The organism is Plectonema radiosum NIES-515, assembly GCF_025753815.1.
GTDB classification, from domain to species: domain Bacteria; phylum Cyanobacteriota; class Cyanobacteriia; order Cyanobacteriales; family Nostocaceae; genus Hassallia; species Hassallia radiosum_A.
Window position 1 is genome coordinate 1 of record NZ_JAOWRF010000151.1, and the last position, 23,801, is coordinate 23,801.

The following is a 23,801-nucleotide window of genomic DNA, read 5'->3' on the forward strand; positions in this document are numbered from 1 at the left end:
CTCCCCATTCCCCATTCCCCAATCCCACCGAACGCTTATTCGGTAAATTTCAACTAATTAGCGCTTGCTTTGTGGCATTTGCTCATGGTTCTAATGATGTGGGGAATGCGATCGCTCCTTTGGCTGCGATCGTCTACATTAATAGTACTGGGGCAGTTCCCATAAATGGCATTACGATCCCCATCTGGATTTTAATACTTGGCGGTGTTGGTATTGTCGCTGGTTTAGCGATTTGGGGCAAAAAAGTTATCGCTACGATTGGCGAAAGCATCATTTCCCTACAACCTAGCAGCGGATTCTGCGCCGAACTCGCCACAGCCACCACCATCTTACTTGCCTCCCGGCTGGGTTTACCCGTTTCCACCTCCCATGCCCTCGTTGGCGGCGTGGTTGGCATCGGACTAGTGCAAAATCTCAAGTCGATTCAATTCAAAACTCTCCAAGGAATCGCCGCTGCATGGCTCATCACAGTCCCCCTCAGTGCAGCCCTCAGCGCTGCCATTTTTACGGTTCTGAGTGCTTTCTGGTAGGTAGATGAGGGAGAGGGGGGGAGGGGGTGAGTTCTTGAGATGGGGGGAAAGATGTTTCCCATGTTCTGTGTCTGTAACGCAATTGACCCAAACGCAGGGGATACAAGCCCCGTCATCAGCTTGACGGCTTTTATGTGCTAGAATTTTGACGTAAAGTTTTTCCACGTCAAATGATTCTTTTAGAGTTTAAAGCTAAAGGAAAAACAACTCAATATAGTGCCATAAACAAGGCGATTAGAACCGCTCAATTCGTCCGCAACCAGTCCATTCGATATTGGATGGATAGCCGAGGTGTGGGACAAAAAGAGCTTTATCGCCACAATACAGTACTGAGAGCCGAATTTCCCTTTGTCAAAGCTTTAAATTCTCATGCTTGTCAAGCAGCAGTAGAAAGAGCGTACAACTCAATTGCTCGGTTCTTCGACAACTGTCGTAAATCTATTCCAGGCTTGAAAGGGTATCCGAAGTTTAAGAAAAACTGTCGTTCAGTGGAGTACAAAACGTCCGACTGGGCATTATCTTCTACTAGGAAACAAATCACTTTTACTGATAAGAAAGAAATTGGCAAGCTAAAACTAAAAGGAACATGGGACTTAAACTTCTACCAATTAGACCAAATAAAACGAGTTAGATTAGTACGTAGGGTTGATGGTTATTACGTCCAGTTCTTGGTTAAAGTCGAGAATAAAGTGGATGTACAGCCTACTGGTAAAACTATTGGTTTAGACGTGGGAATCAAAGAATTTTACACCGATAGTAATGGAAATACCGAACCCAATCCGAAATTTTATCAAGCAGGAGAACAACGGCTAAGGTTTAAGCAAGGTCGTGTTTATCGCAAGAAGAAAGGCTCTGCCAACCGTAAGAAAGCCATTAATAAATTAGGACGAGTACACCTCAAAATAAGTAGGCAGCGTGAAGAACATGCCAAAAGAACGGCACGTTGCGTAATCCAGTCTCACGATCTGGTTGCTTATGAAGATTTGAGGATTAAAAATTTAGTTAAAAATCATTGTCTTGCCAAATCCATTAATGATGCAGGTTGGTATCAGTTTAGGAAATGGATAGAGTATTTTGGGATCAAGTTTGGCAGGATAACCGTTGCGGTGAATCCTGCTTATACTTCTCAAAATTGTTCTAGCTGCTCTTATAAGGTGAAAAAATCTTTATCTACCAGAACGCATATTTGTCAATGCGGATTTGTGCTAGACCGAGATTGGAACGCAGCAATCAATATCTTGAATCGAGCCTTGAGTACCGTAGGTCATACGGGAACTTGGATCTGCGATCCGAACGCTTCGGGAGATTTAGCCTCTACTATTTTAGGTGCAAACCTATTTCAGCAAGCTGAATCTGTGAAGTAAGAATCTCCGCACTTATAGGGCGGAGAGTGTCAAATTCTACACAAATTTACAGATGGTTTGAGAATTGCGACAATTGCATTAAGCCAAAGGTAAAAAACGCAGAAATCGGTAAGTAATTGATAATTGCTATTGCCGTTAAAAGAATAGATATCTATTTTTGATGATATTTTATCCGGATAAAAATATCACTTGATGATAGCTGATTTAAGTATAACTTACAGAATAGTTGTTTGTGATGCACCAATCAAAGGAAATCTCCACCAATCAAGTACCAAAACAGTAAAGGAAATTATCCGGTTTGATAACGCTGTCTTCAGCATCACGCAATTAAGTTAAAACGCGTAAGTCCTGTTAAAATTTTTAGTTTATCTGACAAAATACAGGAAATACTATGAGCAAAAAGCAATTTCACAATTTGAAGCAGCATTATCGTCAAGGTGTCAGAGGTTAGAGACTAATGGGGCGATTTGAGAACCGACCAGAAAACCCGCGTGCAAGAGGCGAAATATCTAGGGCAGTAGAAACTGCCTTGTGGGGTGTAGTTGAGGATTTGCAAAGCCTCCAGCAGAATTTGCTCAAATCCTTACAAGAAGATATAAATCGGCTGGAGTCAGACAAGAAACACTTAGCTGATGAGATTAAACAGCTGCAAAGCGAAAAAGAACAGCTACAACAAACCAAGCAAATAACTGAGCAACAAGCTTTGGTACGTCAGTTGGCACAAGTTTTAGCAAATCACATATCTTCTCAATTACAATCTTCGCTTTCGGCTTTAGCTAATCAAGCAATCGAGCGCGATTTACACCAAGAAAATGCGATCGCCGCAGGTATCGCGTCACATGAGGCTAACAGTAATATTGTTACAGAAATTAATAAAAATACTGAGCAACTGATTGGCGCTCTTGATGATACCCTAACTATCACCTTGAAGTTACTGCAACAAGAGTTAAATAACCATCAAAGTGGTATTTCTCAACAGTTGTCTCGGATGCAAAGCCGACAGCAGCAAGGGGAAGCAATGTTGGCAGAATTAACCAATCGGCTCAACAAGGAACTGGAAAAAAAAATTCTTACACCAGTTACTCCAACGAAGTCTGTTGAGTTGACACCAAACGAGCAAAAACAGGAGAATGTCAAAAACACTTCTCCAGCCAAAGAAGTCAACAAACCCCCCGAACCAATTTCTGTTGTTCAATCGGAAACATCGACCAACGGAACTACATTATCTGCGTCTTCTGTACCAGGCAAAGAAGTCAACAAACCCCCCGAACCAAGTTCTGTTATTCCCAACAAAGAAACATCGACCAACGGAACTACATTATCTCAGTCTTCTTTGCCTGTGCCAGAGATTAAGAAACCCCCCGAACCAAGTTCTGTTATTCCCAACAAAGAAACATCGACCAACGGAACTACATTATCTGCGTCTTCAATGCCAGCAGAAAATAACACGAAGGCATTGCCACCAGAGGTAAAAAAAGACCCGAAAGAGCCAATTTCTGTACTTTCCAGAGAACTAAGCGACACTACATTACCCCCGTCCCCTCCGCCAGAAATCAAGGTAAAACCAAAAGAGGTCAAAAAAGACCCGAAAGAGCCAGTTTCTGTTCTTTCTAGGGAACTGAGCGAGACTACATCATCTGGTTCTCGTCAGCCACAACGACCGTCCCGTGGCGCTGGAGCCTTACCAGCCATGAAAATGGGTTTATTGCTGATTGTATTGTCAACGGTGTTGTCGTCCCTTTACAACGTCGCTATTAAAACAATTTTTCAGCCAAATTCCCTTATTTTGGGTGCGTTTCAAGTTGAGCAGTTGATATCGCCGACGTTGGGAAATTGTCTGTTAATTTTGATGCTGAGGATGATAGTGGTTGTACCACTAATGTTAGTTTTGGCGCCGATGATGCATCAGCGAGTGTGGCAAGATTTGCATTCCTTAGCTGACTCAGTACGGGGAAATTCAACTCCCTCGAAAGCAAGTACGCGACAGGTGTTGATATTGTCGCTTGTGAGTGGATGCTTTTTGTTTTTGTCTCAGTTGTTGATATACTTGGCGATTGGACAAGCACCAACGGGGATGGCGATCGCACTTTTCTTTATTTATCCGATGATTAGCGGACTGTTGTCTTGGTTTTTGTTCCGCGATCAACCAACATTATTTCGGATCGGTGCGATCGCCATGATTTTTATCGGTGAATTGTTGATGTTGAGCGGGGAAGGTAATGCCGGTATTGGTAATAGCTCTTCTGGAAGCATGAGTGCGATCGCTTCTGGAGTGAGTTTCGCTATTTACGTAATTCTGACGCGGATTTGTGCTGCTAAATTGCATCCTGTCACATTTACTTTAATTAACTTCGCGACTATGCTATGCTTGTGCTTCATCGGCTTGATGTTGCCTTTACCAACTAGCTCAAGTTTGATCGTTGATCCCAATCGGTTATTAGAACTTATCTTAAGCGCTTTTATTTTGGGCGTAATGACCCTGGCATCTTATGTGTTGAATAACGTTGGAATTAGCAAAGTTAGTGCAACCCGTGCAGCGATATTCGGAGCCAGTGTTCCAGTTTTAACCGTGATTTTGGCTTTTTTAATTATTCAGGAAACCTTATCAATGGTTCAGGGTTTAGGAGTCTTGCTAATTACCTTTGGTGCAGCCGCATTTAGCTTAGAAAGAATACGCAGATCCTAGGGACTGGGGACATGGGGAGAGTTCTTGGGATGGGGAGAGTTCTTGACAAATATTTCTTTTTTCTTCCCCTTTCCCCAATCATAGACAGATGCTCTACTTCGTCCGACACCAAGACCCTTCGGGTTCGGTAGTCCCCCATCGACGGGAACCGCTAAGACGGGGGCTACCTCACCAATGTGTTTGGGTGAAAGGGCTTCATGAAAAAAGGGGTCTTAACCATTTCCCCCTCCCCAAATTGCCCTATGCCGTTTTCACAACTGAAGAAAAATCAGCTTTTTTTGACAAAGCTATACTTCATTCACAACACAGCTAATTGACAAACTGCTGTATACTAAATGCTAGAAGCATCTGTAGTGACTTTTCAAGTAAGAAGCTCCTAGGTAGACCATTCGCTCTCATGGCAAAGTGCAATTAGTGGTAAGTGCGGCATCAGTGAGACAACCTTAAAAACCCCGTATATTGCTCTTTAACGCCACATAATTTTTTCCTGGGGATCAAATCGACCGGATTAAGATTTGCGGATGTTCTTGAAGTTAAAGTAAGATGCAAGAGTGACTATACTAAGATTAATAGTTGTATTTGTGTATTAGAAAGTACGGATAATTTTCCGTCATATTACCAAGAATACTCATAAATAACGCATAATTAAATAATCTGAAGTGAAGATATTGCCTTCAGTCGGGTGTATACTACTTACTTTCCTTTAGCTGATAACTGTGTAAACGTGCTATTCAACTGTCTGTAATATGAGTAACGACATAGATCTGATCAAACGTCTTGGTCCGAGTGCGATGGATCAGATCATGCTTTATCTAGCTTTTAGTGCCATGCGGACTAGTGGGCATCGGCATGGGGCGTTTTTAGATGCGGCAGCAACGGCAGCAAAGTGTGCGATTTACATGACCTATCTGGAGCAGGGACAAAACCTGCGAATGACAGGACATTTGCACCACCTTGAGCCGAAGCGGGTGAAAATCATTGTTGAAGAAGTAAGACTTGCGCTGACAGAGGGCAAGCTGTTGAAGATGCTTGGTTCCCAAGAACCGCGCTATCTAATTCAATTGCCTTATGTGTGGATGGAAAAGTATCCTTGGCGACCGGGGCGATCGCGCATTCCCGGTACAAGTCTGACGAGTGACGAAAAAAGGCAAATTGAACAAAAACTGCCGCCTAACCTTCCGGATGCCCAATTAGTCAGTTCTTTTGAGTTTTTAGACTTGATTGAATTTTTGCATAAGCGATCGCAGGAAGACATGCCCGAAGAACACCGTATGGGTTTGAGTGAAGCTTTAGCGGAGCATATCAAACGCCGTCTGCTATACTCAGGCACCGTCACAAGGATTGATTCTCCTTGGGGAATGCCTTTCTATGCTCTGACCCGTTCTTTTTACGCTCCTGCTGACGATCAAGAGCGTACATACATCATGGTCGAAGATACCGCTCGGTATTTTCGCTTGATGAAAGATTGGGCAGAACGACGACCAAATTCGATGCGAGTCTTGGAAACTATGGATGTGCCACCAGAGCGATTAGAACAGGCTCTATCAGAATTGGACGAAGTTATCCGCGCTTGGGCGGATAGATATCACCAAGAGGGTGGAGTTCCAATGATTTTACAGATGGTCTTTGGTAACAAAGAAGACTGATAATCAATAGCGATTAGCGCAACGAATTGCTAATCGCTTTAATTTCTAGGGGGATTGGTGGGAATTGGGGTGCTCTCAAAAACTGGTTGGATATTTTGTTGCGATCGCGTTGCCGGTATAAACGAAGGTAAATAACCGCTCACCGCTCGGTCACTCGCATCAATACAATTATCCATCGCTTGCACAGGAGCAGAGTCTGTTTCGGCACGCAAACCCACAACACATTCAGCGAAACGCACTGGCAACAAACTGCGACTACAGTAATTTAAAGCTGCTGGGTTTACAGCCTCTTTAGCATTTGCACTAATACCCACTACACAAGCGGCTAAATCTTCCGGACGCCTTGCTTGCTTGCAAGACGCGAGTGCATCCGTCGCCGCAATTTGCGTTTGTTTCTGAATTCTCGACACGCACAAAGATAACTCTTTTGGACGCAGTGCGTTTGCACAACCAACAGATGCCGCGTCAGGAGTTACCCCGACACTTAAAAGGCGACCAGCACAAACACGGTAATCATTCGCGTAAGTGGCGGTGATAGCCATACCAGGTAAGGGACTTCCCATCCATCCAGCCACAGCCAAAGCTGGTACGAACAAGCGAATTATTTCCTTTTTTAACATTAAAAAGGCATAAAATCCGTATTTATTCGTAATGTTTTTTTTTGCGATCGCTAACATTGCCATTCTCCAAACACCCAAGCATATGTTATCTCAAATTCCGGCAATGGGCATGGGGCATCGGGTATTGGTAATAATTATTTCCCTTTCCCCTTTCCCCTTTCCCCTTTCCCCTTTTATAATAAAATGTCTGGGTAAAATTAAACAGGATTTAGATTAAGGAAACACATGTCCCGATATAGAGGACCACGCCTCAGAATTACTCGCCGCTTAGGTGACTTACCAGGATTAACTCGTAAAACCGCTAGACGCGCTTATCCACCAGGTCAGCATGGTCAGAACCGCAAGAAGCGCTCTGAGTATGCTATCCGTCTAGAGGAAAAGCAAAAGCTCCGCTTCAACTACGGTCTGACCGAAAAGCAATTGCTACGTTATGTACGCAAAGCTAGACGTGTTACCGGTTCTACCGGACAAGTGCTGCTCCAATTGCTAGAAATGCGCTTGGATAACACCGTTTTTCGCATGGGTATGGCTCCCACCATTCCAGCTGCTCGTCAGTTGGTAAATCACGGTCACGTAACTGTTAACGGTCGTCCCGTGAATATTGCCAGCTACCAGTGCCGTCCCGGTGAAGAAATTGCCGTCAGAAACCGCGAACAATCGAAGAAGTTGGTAGAAGCTAATTTGCAATATCCCGGTTTAGCTAACCTTCCCAATCATCTAGAGTTTGATAAAAACAAGATGCAAGGCAAGGTTAACGGTCTGATTGAGCGTGAATGGGTGGCATTACAAGTTAATGAATTGCTTGTGGTTGAGTACTACTCACGACAAGCTTAAGGAGTTAGGAGTTAGGAGTTAGGAGTTAGGAGTTGGGAGTTGGGAGTTAGGAGTTAGGAGTTAGGAGTTGGGAGTTGGGAGTTGGGAGTTGGGAGTTAGGAGTTAGGAGTTGGGAGTTAGGAGTTAGGAGTTGGGAGTTGGGAGTTGGGAGTTGGGAGTTGGGAGTTAGGAGTTAGGAGTTAGGAGTTAGGAGTTAAAAGTTAATATCTTTCAACTCATAACTCATAACTCCTAACTCCTAACTTGTTTCATCCGCCAATTTGCGACATGGTGCGAGAATAAACACCCGTTGTTCCCGTGTCGCGTCCTTTAAAGTTGATTTCTGGCTTGATTGCCAATAAATGTCTAACCTGCTCTCGCAATTTTGCGGTGCTGACACCAGCACGCAGAGCAGTTTTCAAATCAAGTTGCTCACTTTCATTTAATAAACAAGGACGGAGCCAGCCATCTGCGCTCAAACGCATCCGGTTACAGCGATCGCAAAAACATTCTGACATCTGACTGATAAATCCCAGTGTCCCCTTCGCACCCGGAATTTGAAATACATCAGCAGGACCATTACCACAAACTTGCGATTCTGTCAAACCCCAACGTTCGCGGATTTGTTGGCGTAACTGAGCCGAAGAAACCCAACCGCGATCGCCAAATAATTGCGAATTGCCAATCGGCATAAATTCAATAAATCTAACGTGCCATTGTTTGTCAATACTCAAGGCAGCAAGATCGAGAACTTCGTGGTCATTAACGCCGGGAATTATGACTACATTGAGTTTGAGCGGGTCAAATCCTACATGGTATGCTTGTTGAATGCCTTCCCATACATTTTGCCATCGAGAGCGTCCGCGATTGCCGATAATTTGGTCAAATATATCTTCTTCGAGAGAATCTAGGCTAATATTAATCCGTCGCAGACCTGCATCGTAAAGGTTTTGCGCCATTGACGCGAGTAAAAAGCCGTTGGTTGTCATTGAGAGGTCTTGAGTTTGGGGAAGAGATGCGATCGCTTTCACCAAATCCACCACATGCGGACGTAACAGCGGTTCCCCCCCAGTTAAGCGAAACCGAGTAAAACCAACGGGGATAAACACCTCTTCAATTAGGGTGAGTAGTTCCGCATCAGTTAATAGCTGTTGCTTGAGGATATAGTCTAATTCTGCCCCTTCCGGCATACAGTATTGACAGCGAAAATTACAGCGATCGATTAAACTTATCCGGAGGTAATCTACCTGGTTCATAATTTTAGAGATTTATCTTCTAGTCTTGATGTACAAGACGCGATTTTTGTCAAGTGATAATAGCTTGATTGATAAATTTTCTTTACATGCTTTTAAGCTAACGTGAATTTAGCTTGATTGTGGATTTGACATAACACAATCCACCATAGGTTATAAACCAATAGAGTTGGTGTTAAGCGCGATCGTCCGAGTGTAGACAATACCGTTGGTGTTAACGTATGTAGAGACTAGCAAGTGCAACGTCTCTACAAGGGTTTTGGGTTCACAAATATTCTTAACCGAACCGTATTGCGAGTGTAGAGACGTGAAATTTCACGTCTCTACAGGTCTAAAATCAGTACTAAAAATCCTTAACACCAAGTGTATTGGGTTATAAGCCGAATGGTTAAAAGCAAAAGTCCTATAAATAGGACTAAATAGTAGCTACCATATGAATTTCAGTCCATTTTAATGGACTTGGGCTATTAGCCTAGGACTTGCAGTCCTAGGCGGGATTGAAAGCTAATTGAGAGTAGTGCAAAATGTAGACTAATTTCTCACACTCAACTTATCTAAAAAATCAATTTTCACTGCCACATTGAATAAATCTCGCTTAGTGCTTGAGCTTTTAACCTCACCCTCATTCAAAGCAACAACATACGGTTCACCATCAACCATTGCGATAATTGGTCCACCAGAAGAACCCCCCGCAGTATCGCAATCATGTAACAAGAAATTGGCTTCCTCTTTTAGAATGCTGCAACCAGCTTGAAAACTTGCAGTCCATCCAGCACCAGCACTGAAATATTGTTGATATTTAGCGCTGGGAAAATCCCCAGAATAGCCGACGAAAAAGTATTTTTTCTGATTGCGAACCAGAGTTGCAGAGGCAACAGATTTCACTCCTAAATAGCCATACTTGCGACCAAGAGGCTTGTTAATTTTCATTACAGCCCAGTCATTTGCATCCAGTTTGGCACCATCTTTGAAATTTGTGCCATAGACAACATCCACCACTTCTGCCACATCCCGTGTATCTTGTACTTGACCATCAATCACATTTGGCAAAAATTTAATTTTTTGGCTTAACTTACCATTTTCCGGGTCGATGACGCAATGAGCATTAGTCAAAATAATATCTTCGGCAATTAAAGCTCCCGTGCAATGATAACTTCCAGCATCTGCCGTAGTACCTTGGACTCGTCCAATAGTTGACCAAGGATATTTTCTGCTCAACATCGGGATGCGATCGTCTATCTGGTCAGGAATACCCCGTGTACCACCTTCATTCGGTTTTGCCGACTGACCAAGACCAGATGGCATAAAAGGTTTATTATTACCTTGGATGCGTAATTTACCTGCATCTTTAAAGCTGGTAAACTTCGGTGGGGTAGTTTGTTGTCCTTGTGTCTGTGCTTGTGCTTGCATTGATGTCCAATAGCCCAAGGTTCCAACACCGAGAATTGCTGATAGAAATAGTGCGAAAGATTGTTTAGTCATTTTATTACTCCTAAGTTAAATAGTTGAAATTCTGACCTCTCCCCCAACCCCTCCCCTACGTTCGGGCAGCGTCTCCGACAGGAGAAGAGAGGGGAGGGGAACATGATTAGTTACCCCCCTTCTTACTCCCCCTTCCCTTGAAGGGAAGGGGGTTGGGGGGTTAGGTTTCTGTCATCGCCACTCACCCTGTAAAGTGAAGGCAGACCAATAATAAGGATTTTTCCAACTCGAATTTTCCCATAATTTCAATTGTGCCCCACGCAAAGCAACTGTAGGTAATTTCCCCTGCTTCAACATTTGTGTATAAAATTCTTGCATTAATTCTGCCGTCCCCGCATCATCAACTTGCCAAAGAGACACACCCACACGTTCCGCCCCGGCATACATTAATCCTCTTGTCAAGCCTACTAAACCTTCACCATTGACATCTTTGCCTAAACCGGTTTCACAAGCACTAAGTACAATTAAATCGGCTCCAAAGTCAAGGTTAAAAATATCACCTAATTGTAAATAACCTCTATCAGCGGGTTTACCTTGTTTGTCTACAAGAGATAAAATGATTCCTGATAGTTCTGGATTTTTGGGGTCAGCAAAGCCGTGGGTAGCAAAATGTAAAAAGCGATATTGTGAAAGTTGCTTATTTGTTACCCAGTTGTAGTTAGCATCAAAATCAAAAGCTTGGAGATTATTAGAATTGGGTATGATATTTAAAATTGCGATCGCTTCAGTGCGTGTAGCTTTAAGTCTTTCCCAGCCATTGCGATTAAGATTTTTTGCTCCTCGCTTCAAGTCAGATTGTTCTATTTGACCGCGAAAATCGGAGTTATCAACGATACTTTCAGGTTTGCCAGTGATTCGCATATCGGTTGCTTCAAATACTGGGTCGGCAAGTACTGCGAGGGTGAGGGGTGCGGTTTTGCGTCCTTTGAGGTCAAGTCTATGAGTAGCGATCGCTGTAACCGAAGGCAAATTAACTATTTCATGATTGATTATTAGCGGTTGATAACTGACCTCTCCCCCAACCCCTCCCCTGCGAGGGGAGGGGAGTTTATCTTGCTCCCCCAACGCTAGTAGGTTCGGGTGTTGGGGGGTTAGGTCATTTAATGCCGCAAAAGGAATCTTCTGTAATTCCCCATCAGCGACAATCACCAAACGCTTTTTGCCTAACTTCTCAGCTACAGGTGCAAGGATGATTTGACTCAGTTTAGTTGCAGAAGAAGCCGTATTTTTGAGAGCTTGAGCTTTTTCTTCTGGGGAGAATTGGTTACATATTCTTATTTTTTGACATTTAATTAAAGTTTCTCTAAATGGAGTAACTGCTTTCTCTATCTCTTCGCGTTTGGGGAGTTCGTAGGTGTCGATGGAGTTGGGAGTTACAGCCCAAAGATAGCTGTGTTTATCACCCAAAGAATACTCTAACAGCAGCGTGTCTTTATCAAGTTGTTGCTGAATTTGCGGTAGAGTCAATGGTTGGGGATATTGCAGCGCTGCGTATTTTGGGCTAGTAGTGCGGATTTTGGTTTCTAATTCTTTCTGTTGAGTGAGGAGATTTTCGACTTCTTTTTGAAGCTTTTCTTGTGCTGGTTTGCCAGATGCCTCTTGTAATAGTTTTCCTCTCGCATCAATTAACTGTTGTAAGCGCTTTTCTTCTGCTAAAAGTTTCGGGTCAACATATGAGCGGATATTTGCTCTAGCTTCAGTTAATAGTTCAATTAAAACACGGGCGCGAGAACTTTCACTTGCGTGGAGTGATAAAGCGTTGTATCCTATGGAAGGGTCTTTTTTGTGCAGTTGCATCAACAAGTCGATGTAGAATTTGTAAACGTCCTGTTTAGAGGCAAAGTAAGAAGTTCGCAGGTCTTTTCTATCAACTTTGGTGCGTAAGTCTTCGATGATTTTGATCGCTGTTTGGATTTGGGTTAGCGCTTGTTGGAGGTTGCCTTTGTCGCGTTTTACAGAAGCGATATTATAAAGAGTGCGAGCTTCCTGTGCTTTATCGCCCACTTGCCGCGATAAGGGTAGTGACTGATTGAAGTATTTGAGGGCTTGTTGCTTGTCGCCTAAACTATCGTAGACTTTGCCAATATTGTTGAGAGTAGTAGCTTCCCCCGCTTTATCGCTCACTTGCCGTCTTAAAGGAAGTGACTGATTGTACAAGTTGAGGGCTTGTTGATTGTTGCCTAAAGCGTCGTGGACAGCCCCAAGATTGCTGAGGGTTGTAGCTTCCTGCGGTTTGTCTTGTACTTGTCGCGACAACAATAGTGCCTTACTGAGGGACTTGAGTGCTTGTTGCTTATCGTCCAAATCGTAATATACTGAGCCAATATTGTTGAGGGTGGTAGCTTTTAACCCCTTGTTGTCCACTTGCTCCGACAATGCAAGCGAAGAATTGTACTTGTTGAGAGCTTGTTGTTTGTCACCTAAACTAGCGTAGACTAAGCCAATATTGTTGAGGGTGAGAGCTTGTTGCAGCTTATCGCCTAGTTGCTGGTACAAGGATAATGCAGAATTGTACTTGTTGAGGGCTTGTTGTTTCTCACCTAAGCTATTGTAGACATTGCCAAAAACAACAAGGTTGCGAGCTTGCCCAACGTTGTCTTGTAGCTGCTGCGACAACAGTAGTGCCTGATTTAAGTAGTTGAGGGCTTGTTGCTTTTCGCCTAAACTATCATAGACTCCGCCAATAGTGTTAAGAGTCCTAGCTTCCTCCTTCTTGTCGATTTGCCGCCACAGCGCTAGTGAAGAATTGTAGAATTTGAGAGCTTGTTGCTTGTCGCCTAAACTCTCGTAGAGTAAGGCAATAGACTCAAATGTACCAGCTTCACGCGCCTTCTGGTCTAATTTCCGCCATAAGGGTAGTGCCTGATTGAGGTAGTTAAGGGCTTGTTGCTTGTCGCCCAAATCCCTGTAGATTATACCAATACCGTTGAGGGTAACAGCTTCAAACTTTTTGTCGTCTAATTGCTGCCACAATGGTAGTGCTTGTTTCCATTTCTCAAGTGCCTGTCGCTTAGACTCTGCTGTGCCTTGCTTAAGTAGTTCTAAACCCTCATTAGAGAGGACTAGAGCCACTGCGCGAGTTGCTTGAGTTGAAGCAGTTTCCGGTTTTTGTGCTATCTGCACACTCATGCTGCGAGTTGCTGCCACCGATGACAAAAAGACGGCACTAAGTAATAAAATTAAACTTCTTCGGGTAAAACTGGGTAGCAAGCACCAGAAAGTCCGCTGAGATTTTACACGTTTGTTCATTCTTCAGCCTTAGTAATATTCTTCAGTTTGGCACTATAAGCAAATGATTTAATTTACTTCAGTGATTTCTCTGAAGTTTCATTGTTATCTTACAGGCATTCTGAAATAGATATGCGATCCGTTTCTGATTTTGTAACGAGGTGGGGGATATACGCATATAGAAGATCCCCGACTTCGTAAAAGTTGTCGGGGATCTGACCTGAGAAGCGATCGCATTTTTAAATGTAGGGGGATGCGATCGCATTGTAAGGAAATGCTGTATTTAGTCAGATTCGCAATAAATAAATAAATGCGAAGTCGGGATGACAGGGAATCTCACAGACGATGACGAAAAGCCGCGAATGCGTCTACGCTATGGCAAAAACACGCGATTGTTCTCTCATGATGCTTGTATTGCAGGATTTACGAGTATAACATAAGAAATTGCCTGAGGGCGTATTTCAATCCGTAAGCTCAAAAAAATCATCGGTTACAGTTGCACCAGATTGTGGCATAATAAGCCGATCGCATACACTACCACTTTCCCTACCGTGCAATCAACGGATAATATCGATGATTTGGCTGCTGCCTTACAACAGCCAGCAGATTTGACTTTTGAACTGCCCGATCCGGAAGATGAAGAGATTCCAGAGTCAGATTTTTTAGAACAGCTAGATGTAGCTTGGCAGGTATGCGATCGCTTTGATTTGCAAACCGAAATTTGGCGGGGTCGAATTTTACGTGCAGTGCGTGACAGAGAAAAAAGAGGTGGTGAAGGACGCGGTACGGGCTTTCTCAACTGGCTGAAAGAACGAGAAATCACCAAAAGTCAAGCTTACGGTTGGATTCAACTCGCAAACAGTGCTGATACACTTCTAGAAGATGGTAAACTTCAGCCCAGCGCTATCAAAAACTTCAGCAAACGCGCTTTTGTGGAAACTTCCAAAGCAGCACCAGAAGTGCAACAAATGGTGAGTGAAGCTGCCGAAAAAGGCGATCGCATCACCCGTCGCGAAGTTCGGCAAATCAACGACGAATGGACGGCGATGTCTTCTGATTTGCTACCGGAAGAAGTGAGGCAAAAAGCCGCAGATAATACCCTTCCTCCGCGCTACCTCGCGCCTTTGGTCAAGGAAATGGAAAAACTGCCGGAATCGCACCAAAAATCGCTACAGAAAGAAATAGCCGCAAATCCTGATGTCGATACTCTCAAACAAGTCACCACAGAAGCGCGTAACTTAGCCAAATATCTCAAATCTGCGGCACAAGTTCAAGCTTTGGAGGAAGGACAAGTTGATATCGAAACGGCTTTAGAAGAAGCCCAAAGGGTCGGCTGTTTGAATATAGCTGCCGATTTAGTTAATCAATCATCCCAAATCGAACAAACCATCGCCAAATTATACATGACTTGGAAGCGCATCAACAATCTAGCCGATCGCTTGTATGTAGATACCGGTGCTTCTACACCAAACTTGCGATCGCTCCTCGATTGTTTAGAACCCTTCGGTGGTGAAGTGATGGAAATAAAACTTGGTGGGGCAATGGAGAAGACTATCCGCTTGCAAATCCAAGAAACAAATTAGCGTCTTATTCGTAGTGAGCGCTGAAGCGCTCAATCCAACCTTCATAGAGACGTAGGGCGCGGAAGGTCTCTACAATAATATGTGTGATTTCTCGGACATGATATAATGAGCGATTAATCGCTCACTACGAACGAATAAAAAAAGCCTCCCGATGTCGAGAGGCTAAAAAAGTTTAGCGGAGACAACTTTTTCAATTAAGCAAGCATAACAGCGATCGCTCCTCCAAGTGCGGCAAAAATTGCGGATACTGTCGCGGTTGCAAACAGCCACCAAGCTGCTGATGCTGCGGCTTTGCGGGTTTCTTCTGCTTGTCGTTGCGCTTGGTGTTTCACTTCTTCCAAGCGTCGCTGTGCTTCTTGTTGAATGCGTTCAGCGCGTTGTAGTACTTTGTTACGCGCTCCTTCGATTTGGTCGATAATTCGGTTAGCGTCTTCTTCGGAGATATCCTCACGAGAACTCATAACCGCTACCAAGGTTTCACGGTTGAAAGAAGACAAGCGATCGCGCATTGCTTCAAATCCCGCTTGCGGATCGTCGAACATCTTGCGAACATCGCGCTTGATACCATCATAATTCAATTCGGGACGTTCCAACGCATTGAGGTAGTTGCGAATGCTGCCAAAAACACCATCCACTACACCTTGAATCTGCCGTTGGATACCCCGCACTTGTTCGACAAACTGCTCCTGCACCGATATCATATTATCAGCAATTTGTGCGGCTTCTTCATCGGTAATATCTTCGCGAATTTTCAGCAACGCGATGATTGTCGAGCGGTCAAATTGGGAAAGCCGTTCAGTTATACTTTCCATCCCCACTCGCGGATCGTGCAACATCAATTGCAAGTCGCGTTTGATACCTTCAGGATTAAGTTCTTCTTTCCCCGTTTGCCGCAGATACTCTTGCAAATAAGCTTGGAAAGTTTCCACTCTTTGCTGAGTTCTGGTAGCTAAACGACGCGGTGCACGGACAATATCGCGAATTGAGGTTTGTACAGAATCGATTACCTGATTGACTTGTTCTTCGCTCAAATCTTGACGCTGGCTCAGTAATTTCACTAGCGTATCTCTGTCAAGTTGCGACAATCTTCGCCGTAATGCGATCGCACCCTCTTGGGGATTTTCAAACAATCGATTTAAATCGCGTTGAATTCCTTCGGGGTTGAGTTCTTGTTTGCCAGTATTTCGCAGATAATCGGCGATCGCACTCGTCGCTGAGTCGTATTGCTCTTTAGCTTTATCGGCTAAAGCTTGTGGTGCGTGACGAACATTGCTCCAAGATTGGTCAACAGCATCAATTGCTTGATTCACTTGGTCTTCGCTCAAATCTTTTCGCTGACTCAACAATTGTACCAGCGTATCGCGATCAAAGCGAGACAAACGCGCCCGAATTGAGGAAATTCCTGCTTGGGGATCGTCCAAAAGCGTTTTCAAATCTGCCCGAATCGCATCCGGATTAAGTTCGGCTTTCCCGGTGTTACGCAGATATGACTCTAAATTCAACCACAGCGTTTCCGCTTGATATTTTGCTTGTTCTGCCAATCCTTTGGACGAAATCAAAGCTTGATCGCGCTGATTTTCTAACTGGTCAAGAATTCTGTCTGCTTCGTATGGCTGAATATCATTGCGTTGCAGCAATAGATCTCGCATCTCTTGACGGTCAAATTGAGACAAACGTCGAGATAAAGTTTCATAATCTGCGTCAGAGTCTTCCAGCAGTGGTGTGAAATTCTGCTGAATTGCTTCTGGGGTGAGATCCGATGGAGGTGTAACTAGTAAATAACTTTCAACTTTGCGTTGCAAGTCTAATACGATTTCCCTTTCTTCCGCTGCGGTGACTTTCACCAGCACATCTTGCCGGATAATTTCGAGTTGCTCGACAATCCGTTGAATTTCTGTTTGCGTTAACAGTCCCCGTTCTTGGAGAATATTCGCAAAATCTTGCTTGGAAAGTCGCTCAACCTCCCGCTTGACTGTTGCCGGATCGGCTGCTGGATCGTAGAGTACATGATGAAATTCTTCAGCGATTTTTTCGCGACTTAGTTGCCAAGCATAAGTGTTGTGCAGGTAGTTTTCGACATCAGCACGAATCGGGCTGAAAGGCTGCTTTGGTGTGGGAAGTCCTAATTTATCAGCTTTATCAGTTACTTTATCTTTGGCAGTAGAAAGACTACCTAAGATTTTTTCTACATCCAAATCTGATAAATCCGTGCGTCCCATCACTATACCAGTCAGCGCGGTGATTCCCTGTTGGAGAGTTTGCTGAATTAGATTTGGGGTTGCTTTTTGGTCAGAACCCTTAGAAGCAGGCATCTCAGACATTAACTGATCCACTTTGCGGTTCAGTTCATCTGTCTTGGTTTGTCCTGGTTGCACAGATTTGAGATATTCCATCAACTCACCCATGCGGTCTGGAGCCGATTTGGTGCTGACGACTTGTTGCCAAACATTATATAATGTGTCGGCAACACGGTTAATATCTCGTTTGGAAAGGTCAGTGCGATCGCTTACCAAACTAACAAACTTATCCCGGTCAATGTTGCGTAAATCTGGAGTACCCGCTAATGCTTTTAATTGCGGATTGTTCAGCAATTTTTCAAACTCACCCCGAATCTTCGATAAATCTAATTCTGGGGGACGCACCATTTCTAAGTAATCTTCGATATTCTCTCGGATACTACTTGGGTCAATCGCACTGCCGATTTCTCGACGCACAGCGGCTGCTGCGGCTTCTGCGGTGGCAACAACTTGATTATTGATCGCTTTCGCCCCCAATGCGGCGGTAGCCGTCCCCATAATCGCCTGAAAGCCAGATGTTGCCGTATTTACGACTGAGCCTACTAAGGAACCTACCGTAGTTGAACTCACCCACACCAACAGCAAAAAGTACGCACCCCAAATTACTAACCCTAAAATCGCTCCCAATCCCGGACTCAAAGTCAAGAGGCTCAATTTTACCGCTAAGAAACTGGCAATCAAAAGAGCGATCGTTACGGTGACTAACGTCCAAATCCCTACCGCAGTCCCAATTTTGCGGATTGTGCCGCCTATACTATCATGATTTGAGCTAGAATCCGAGTCTGGTTGGTGTCCCAGGTAAGTAATACCTGCCGCTACCGAGAGGTTTGTTAAGACTAATTGGATGGCAAAGGCTAAAATCACCCCGGCAATCAAAGCCACAAAAAAGCGCGGTCCTGCAAAAGCAACAGATGCCTGTGCTGGGGTAATTATTGAGGGGTCTACTGAAACCTGTGCCACCCAAAAGAGCGGCTTGTAAAGTCCTAGCATTATTTGTGTACTTTCAAACATGATATTTCCTTCTTAATCATTTAATTCACTAGAAATTTAAAGATTACGTGAGAATAAATCACCCAACTGGTGTAAATCTCAGAATCGTCGAATGTAGGCGTTATCAGCATCTCTCTCAGGTTTGAATCTTGTCTACAGCGCTGGATAGAATTTTGAGAATTTCTGAATGCAGATAGCGATCGCACACGAATAATCTGCATTTCTTTTGGTAGCAGATAATTTGATTAGTCTGACTCAGAAATATAATTCCATTATTTAATTTTTGATGAAATATTAACAGCGAATATATTGAATTAAATCTGGTTTTGTTATCCGTTTGTAACATTTATTTACAAATTTCGATTTTATCACCCTCTCAAGGTGGATTTATTCGTGCAAAACAATATTCAGACATTGTGCCCATAGACAGAAAACATATTAGTTATATCTAGCTACATTAAAGTTATCAAGCAAAAAGTTCAGGACATAAAAATGGAATCTCGTCCTTCTACTGATTTACGACCAATTGCGACTGAATATAACGGCAAAGACCGCAATGCCTTTTTATTTGGCTTTAATCCTCAAGCTGAATTGTGGAACGGTCGTTTTGCGATGATTGGTTTTCTTGCTTATTTACTTTGGGATGTAGCTGGATATAGTGTTCTTCGTGACGTGCTACATTTCATTGGTTACTAAAAATTAAATATCTACAAATACAGAAAAAACTACTTTTTTTAGGAGAAAAACAATGCAAAATCGTCCTTCTACCGACTTACCACCAGTTGCTACCGAATATAACGGTGTAGACAGAAACGCATTTCTTTTTGGCTTCAATCCTCAAGCCGAATTATGGAATGGTCGCTTGGCAATGATTGGCTTTGTTGCCTATTTAGCTTGGGATTTAGCTGGATACAGCGTCGTTCGTGATGTATTGCATATCGTCGGTTACTAAAAATTAGAAAACACAAAAAATACACAGATTAAGGAGAAAAACAATGCAAAATCGTCCTTCTACCGACTTACCACCAGTTGCTAAAGCTTACAACGGTGCAGACAGAAACGCATTTCTTTTTGGCTTCAATCCTCAAGCCGAATTATGGAATGGTCGCTTGGCAATGATTGGCTTTGTTGCCTATTTAGCTTGGGATTTAGCTGGATACAGCGTCGTTCGTAATGTATTGCACATCGTCGGTTATTAATTGTAACTTGGTTAGGGCAGGGTTTTACTGCCCTTATTTAATAATCGGTTTCCCACATATTGTAGAGAGGTTCCACTCAGAGGCATCTCTACGACTTTTTAGGTATATTTATTACTATTAATAAGTGCGGATATAATATAACTCCGCTGCTCCTGTAGAGACTTCGTATTTCAAAGACTCTACAACTCCTACTCCATTCTCCTAACTCTTCCCACTTTTGGCAAGCGAAGCCAAAAACGCGAACCACCTTCCGGACGAGGTGAATAACCAATCTCCCCTCCCCAACGTTCAACAGTAATCCGACAAAAATAAAGTCCCAAACCGACTCGACCGGATCTATCTTTTCCTTGAGAAAACTTTTGAAATAAATTTTGTGCCATTTCCGGTGCTACACCAGAACCTTGATCGTTGACAATTACGAGAACATATTCCCCATCTTGTTGCAAATCAATAGTCACAACAGACCCCCCAGGACTGTGACGCAAAGCATTTTCTGTCAGATTTGAAATCACTCTATCCAAACGCGATTTATCACCAACGACCTTCCAGTCTGCGGTCAAGTCAACATTAGGAGCAAGCAGTAACCGCATTTTGTTCAGCGTAAAAGTAGGAGTTAAAATTTCGATAAGTTCTTGTGTAGAAATCAAAGCATCTGGAGCTTTATCAACATCAACACTAAAAGCTTCCAGTGACTGTACTTCTGCCAAAAAAGCATCTAATATTTGCCGAATCAACATTTCTTGCTTCACAGATTGTTTTCGACCAATTTCCAAACGTTCTTTGCCCTTTGGTGTCAAATTTTCAAATTCTAGCAATGCCAAGCAGCAATTAATCCCGCTTAATTGACCTGCTATATCATGTATAATGCAGTGAATTAAAACTTCTTTTTTTTGATTTTCTTTTAAGAACTGTTGATAAGTTAATTCATTTTCTCTAGCTTTCTGGATAATAGATTGCATCTCTTTGTATTCACCATCTAATGATTCGATTAATAAGATTTTTTGATGATTTATACAAATTGCTGAAGCTTCAAAGTGATATTCTTGACCAGTTAAATCTATCTGAGTCCATAAACCTGATTTTAGTTTATCTTCATTATTGCTTTGCCAGAATTCTTCCGCATCAATCAAAAAGTTTTCTAAAAATAGAAACTCTTCTTCAGGGATTAATATTTGCATCCCCGATATCACAGGACGACGACAAAAAGACCCCAACCAATTTGGTACAGTTCCAGTGACTCTAAAAGAACCTACATTAAGTCTTTCTAATACTAAGATTTTCAAAGCGGCAAAAACGTCTGCCGTAATAGAATGGCTCATAATTTTAACTAAATACAATAAATTAACTTTTTATTTATTAAAATTAAATTTGCAGACAGGAAAACTTAAAATGTATTGCTTCGCTTACTCTATTAAGTGTAAATTACTGATGAAAAAATTTTAATAATTTTTATTGAAACAAGCTAGAGTCATTTACTTGTTGTTGAATAACTGAGAGTTGTAGTTCATCTTTCGTAGCATCTAACATCAGCACCCAATCTCCTTCTTTTGTCGGGAAGATATGGACATCTGCACAAATGCCATATTCAGTTTTCATCCGAGGTATAAATAAGGGAAAATCATCCAATGGCAGTAACCCTTCGAGAAAAAAAATTTGCTCTCCTACATTAGTCTCTTTTTCTAGATTCGTAACTCCGTATACTGCCAGCTTACCCCCCGAAGCTGACAAACAACCATCTTTGTTTACTAAAAGATAAGCCAAAGAAAGTTGTTCTAGCATGAAAGTAAGAATATCAGCAACAACAGCAGGAGGGACATCTAGCATCTATACCTCCAATATTTGATTAGCAAGAGTTTGAAAAATTTCTTCTACACCCAGACCAGTTTTAGCACTGGTTTGAATTACAGTCCAGCCACGCTGTATAATTGCATCGATTTCTGCCGTTTCAATTTCCCATTCATCTAGCAGGTCTGATTTGTTAAGTACAAGAATAAACGGAACTTCTCCAATGGTTTCTTCTACTCTTGTTTGCAGACTAAAGGCTTTTTCAAGAGTGTTGTGTCGAGTTCCATCTACTACCAATAAATAGCCAGATGAACCCCGTAAATAAGACAGTCGCACCTTTTGAAATTCGTCCTCACCGTAGAGATCCCAAAGAATAAAATTTAACTCTTTCTCTTGAATATTCACTTTCTTTTTGTCAATTTTTACACCCACAGTACTTTGATAGTTTTCCGAAAATATGCTATAAACGAATTTGGCGACTAAACTGGTTTTACCTGTGGCAAAAGCACCTACCATACATATTTTTTTTTGAAGCATAAAAAATGATCACTTATTTAGGGTTATCAGATAAAAATACCTTGAAAGATACCCTAGAATTAGATTTTTGTTCTTGTTTTATCGATTTTATGTCTAATGGGTGGTTAAAACCCACTGCTACGGTTTGAAAATTGCTGGCATGAATTCCGGAAACGGTTATATAAGATAAGATTTTGTTAGCACGGGCTTGACTAAATGTTATGTCTTTTTCTTTTTTAACTGCATTCTCATGTCCGATTATTTGAATACGTACATCCTGATGCAGATATTTTGCAGTATTCAGTAGCTTTTGCATTTTTACTAGTAAATTCTGCATTTTATTCTCTTCACCAGGTAAAAGCTCTGCTGTGCCTTCTAAAAAAAAGAGCATATTTTCTTCTATTTGCTTCTTATATGAATTGAGTTTTTTGAATTCGGGATTTAAAAGATTATTGTATTCAAATTGAGTGACTCCGGGAATAAAATGCCATATTTTTTGTGCTGACAAAATCCATTGCCGAGGAGCAGAACCTGTGGCATGAAGAATGCCATTTTCGTCAACATTTAATGATACAGTTTCTGGAGATTGAAGTAATTCTGCGGCTCTTTTTGCGGTAAATTGTGGTTGTAAAGACATGTAAGGTTCCCAGTTACTGATGACTTTTTTGGGAGGTATGTTTACTTCTTCCATTAGCGCTTTTGGATCTACCGCTAACGGATCACGCATTCCTGAAAGGAAATATTTACCGTGTCGTGAACTTGCTTTGGTGACTACAATTCCTGGTTGAGAGTTAAGTTTGTCTAGATAAGCGTCCCAGCGAAGTTGATCTCTAATCGTAAAAAAGCTCCAAATCCCGCATGCGATCGCTATTATACCTAAAAATGTCCACGCATAAGTAGAATTCTGTTTGCGCGAAGATTTATATTGAACTTCTAAACAAGCTTCTAAATAAGGCTTACTTGCTTGAAAAGGCTCTGTTTCTCCTTCAAATTCCGCAAATTCTTTATTTAACTTCAGGTGAATTTTTTCTATTGCTTCTTGAAAAACTAACCTTAATTCTTGACGCGCTCTCCCTCGAATAATTCCTGCTAATATCCCTTGGGGTCCCTCTTCAATCCAAATAGTCAGTTCTCCAAACCTCAAACTTTGCAACGATTCGCCTTTTTGCACACTGAAAGAGTCTTTGATAAAATCTTGGATAGCGGTCAACATTGCGGAAACCAAATCCGGATCTTGAGCGGCTACTTGTGGTGCTAAAATATGTTGCAGCAACAATCCCGTTTTTTTATGAATTAGAAAAATCTGTTCTACACGGTAAACCATAGTGCGAAGCAGCACAATTTCCGCGAATGATTTTCCTGTACGTTGTGCTTCTAATCGCCATTTCAGGCTTTGTGGTGATAAGCTATGTTCCAAAGTTTGATTTAAAGATTGAACCATCTCGTCAAGAGCTGTGGACATAGCCTTGCGGGTAGCTGGTCCGATGACGGGAAAAATCGTTTCTGAAAGAATATTTAAATCTTTTTTAACAGAGTATTCAATCGCATCTTCGATGGTCGATACTATTGCTTCACTCAGATTTTTATCTTGCATTGACCGCAAGATAATCGCTTCTGGAAGCAAGCGACTGATATCTTCAGCTTGGACTTGAACGTCGTCTAGTAGTTTATAAAGTTTGTTAACTTTGGTAGGTTCAAGACCAAGAAGTAAACTGCGAAGTTCACTTAGGTCATCGCTGGTGGCATTATTTGGGGATTCTTTTGCTATTTCATTTGTGGAATAGTCACTCATTGCCAATATCCCCTAAT

At 42.4% G+C, this 23,801-nt stretch carries 18 protein-coding genes; 9 read left to right on the top strand and 9 right to left on the bottom strand.

The genetic code is table 11. From position 1 onward, the window contains the following. The 4 genes from OGM63_RS09810 to hetR all read left to right on the top strand — a co-directional run. Nucleotides 1–530, top strand: a 530-nt coding sequence (locus tag OGM63_RS09810) for an inorganic phosphate transporter (RefSeq protein WP_263745327.1), incomplete at its 5' end; no start/stop codon positions are given. Nucleotides 531–700: 170 nt separating this feature from the next. Continuing rightward, a complete protein-coding gene (locus OGM63_RS09815; RefSeq protein WP_263745328.1) occupies nucleotides 701–1,894 on the top strand; it encodes an RNA-guided endonuclease InsQ/TnpB family protein in 1,194 nt (397 codons plus the stop codon). Between the two features lie 457 nt (nucleotides 1,895–2,351). Next, entirely contained in the window at nucleotides 2,352–4,580 is a 2,229-nt protein-coding gene (locus OGM63_RS09820) for an EamA family transporter (RefSeq protein WP_263745329.1), read from the top strand. A gap of 746 nt (nucleotides 4,581–5,326) precedes the next feature. Beyond that, complete coding sequence (hetR, locus tag OGM63_RS09825) at nucleotides 5,327–6,226, top strand: heterocyst differentiation master regulator HetR (RefSeq protein ID WP_263745330.1); 900 nt, start codon at nucleotides 5,327–5,329, stop codon at nucleotides 6,224–6,226. Nucleotides 6,227–6,264: 38 nt separating this feature from the next. Here the strand turns inward: hetR and OGM63_RS09830 are convergent, their stop codons facing one another. Beyond that, on the bottom strand, nucleotides 6,265–6,924 hold the full coding sequence (locus OGM63_RS09830) for a hypothetical protein (RefSeq protein ID WP_263745331.1): 660 nt from the start codon (nucleotides 6,922–6,924) through the stop codon (nucleotides 6,265–6,267). 147 nt (nucleotides 6,925–7,071) lie between these two features. On the opposite strand from OGM63_RS09830, the gene rpsD reads away from it, so the two are divergent. Next, complete coding sequence (rpsD, locus tag OGM63_RS09835; RefSeq protein ID WP_263745332.1) at nucleotides 7,072–7,680, top strand: 30S ribosomal protein S4; 609 nt, start codon at nucleotides 7,072–7,074, stop codon at nucleotides 7,678–7,680. Nucleotides 7,681–7,928: 248 nt separating this feature from the next. Here the strand turns inward: rpsD and moaA are convergent, their stop codons facing one another. From moaA to OGM63_RS09850, 3 genes are all read right to left on the bottom strand, one after another. Continuing rightward, nucleotides 7,929–8,915, bottom strand: a complete 987-nt coding sequence (gene moaA, locus OGM63_RS09840; protein ID WP_263745333.1) for a GTP 3',8-cyclase MoaA — start codon at nucleotides 8,913–8,915, stop codon at nucleotides 7,929–7,931. 528 nt (nucleotides 8,916–9,443) lie between these two features. Then, nucleotides 9,444–10,394, bottom strand: coding sequence for a trypsin-like serine peptidase (locus OGM63_RS09845; protein ID WP_263745334.1), 951 nt, complete (start codon nucleotides 10,392–10,394; stop codon nucleotides 9,444–9,446). 171 nt (nucleotides 10,395–10,565) lie between these two features. Continuing rightward, nucleotides 10,566–13,643, bottom strand: coding sequence for a CHAT domain-containing tetratricopeptide repeat protein (locus OGM63_RS09850; RefSeq protein ID WP_263745335.1), 3,078 nt, complete (start codon nucleotides 13,641–13,643; stop codon nucleotides 10,566–10,568). Between the two features lie 530 nt (nucleotides 13,644–14,173). Here OGM63_RS09850 and OGM63_RS09855 point away from each other — a divergent pair. Beyond that, nucleotides 14,174–15,205 carry a hypothetical protein gene (locus tag OGM63_RS09855; RefSeq protein WP_263745336.1) on the top strand — a complete coding sequence of 344 codons (1,032 nt, stop codon included), beginning with the start codon at nucleotides 14,174–14,176 and terminating at the stop codon, nucleotides 15,203–15,205. A 194-nt stretch (nucleotides 15,206–15,399) separates the two neighbouring features. On the opposite strand, the gene OGM63_RS09860 is transcribed toward OGM63_RS09855, so the two are convergent. Next, entirely contained in the window at nucleotides 15,400–18,513 is a 3,114-nt protein-coding gene (locus OGM63_RS09860; RefSeq protein ID WP_263745337.1) for an MFS transporter, read from the bottom strand. Between the two features lie 471 nt (nucleotides 18,514–18,984). Here OGM63_RS09860 and OGM63_RS09865 point away from each other — a divergent pair, with 471 nt between their 5' ends. The 3 genes from OGM63_RS09865 to OGM63_RS09875 are packed head-to-tail and all read left to right on the top strand — an operon-like array spanning nucleotide 18,985 to nucleotide 19,691. Beyond that, a complete protein-coding gene (locus tag OGM63_RS09865; protein ID WP_263745338.1) occupies nucleotides 18,985–19,188 on the top strand; it encodes a chlorophyll a/b-binding protein in 204 nt (67 codons plus the stop codon). 52 nt (nucleotides 19,189–19,240) lie between these two features. Then, nucleotides 19,241–19,444 (top strand): chlorophyll a/b-binding protein, encoded by a 204-nt coding sequence (locus OGM63_RS09870; protein WP_263745339.1) that lies wholly within the window; start codon nucleotides 19,241–19,243, stop codon nucleotides 19,442–19,444. A gap of 43 nt (nucleotides 19,445–19,487) precedes the next feature. Next, nucleotides 19,488–19,691 (top strand): chlorophyll a/b-binding protein, encoded by a 204-nt coding sequence (locus OGM63_RS09875; RefSeq protein WP_263745340.1) that lies wholly within the window; start codon nucleotides 19,488–19,490, stop codon nucleotides 19,689–19,691. A 188-nt stretch (nucleotides 19,692–19,879) separates the two neighbouring features. On the opposite strand, the gene OGM63_RS09880 is transcribed toward OGM63_RS09875, so the two are convergent. From OGM63_RS09880 to OGM63_RS09895, 4 genes are all read right to left on the bottom strand, one after another. Beyond that, nucleotides 19,880–21,010, bottom strand: a complete 1,131-nt coding sequence (locus tag OGM63_RS09880) for a sensor histidine kinase (protein ID WP_263745341.1) — start codon at nucleotides 21,008–21,010, stop codon at nucleotides 19,880–19,882. Between the two features lie 130 nt (nucleotides 21,011–21,140). Then, on the bottom strand, nucleotides 21,141–21,515 hold the full coding sequence (locus tag OGM63_RS09885; RefSeq protein WP_263745342.1) for a hypothetical protein: 375 nt from the start codon (nucleotides 21,513–21,515) through the stop codon (nucleotides 21,141–21,143). Then, nucleotides 21,516–22,013 (bottom strand): Rab family GTPase, encoded by a 498-nt coding sequence (locus OGM63_RS09890; protein WP_263745343.1) that lies wholly within the window; start codon nucleotides 22,011–22,013, stop codon nucleotides 21,516–21,518. 13 nt (nucleotides 22,014–22,026) lie between these two features. After that, entirely contained in the window at nucleotides 22,027–23,784 is a 1,758-nt protein-coding gene (locus OGM63_RS09895; protein WP_263745344.1) for an OmpA family protein, read from the bottom strand. Nucleotides 23,785–23,801 lie beyond the last annotated feature (17 nt).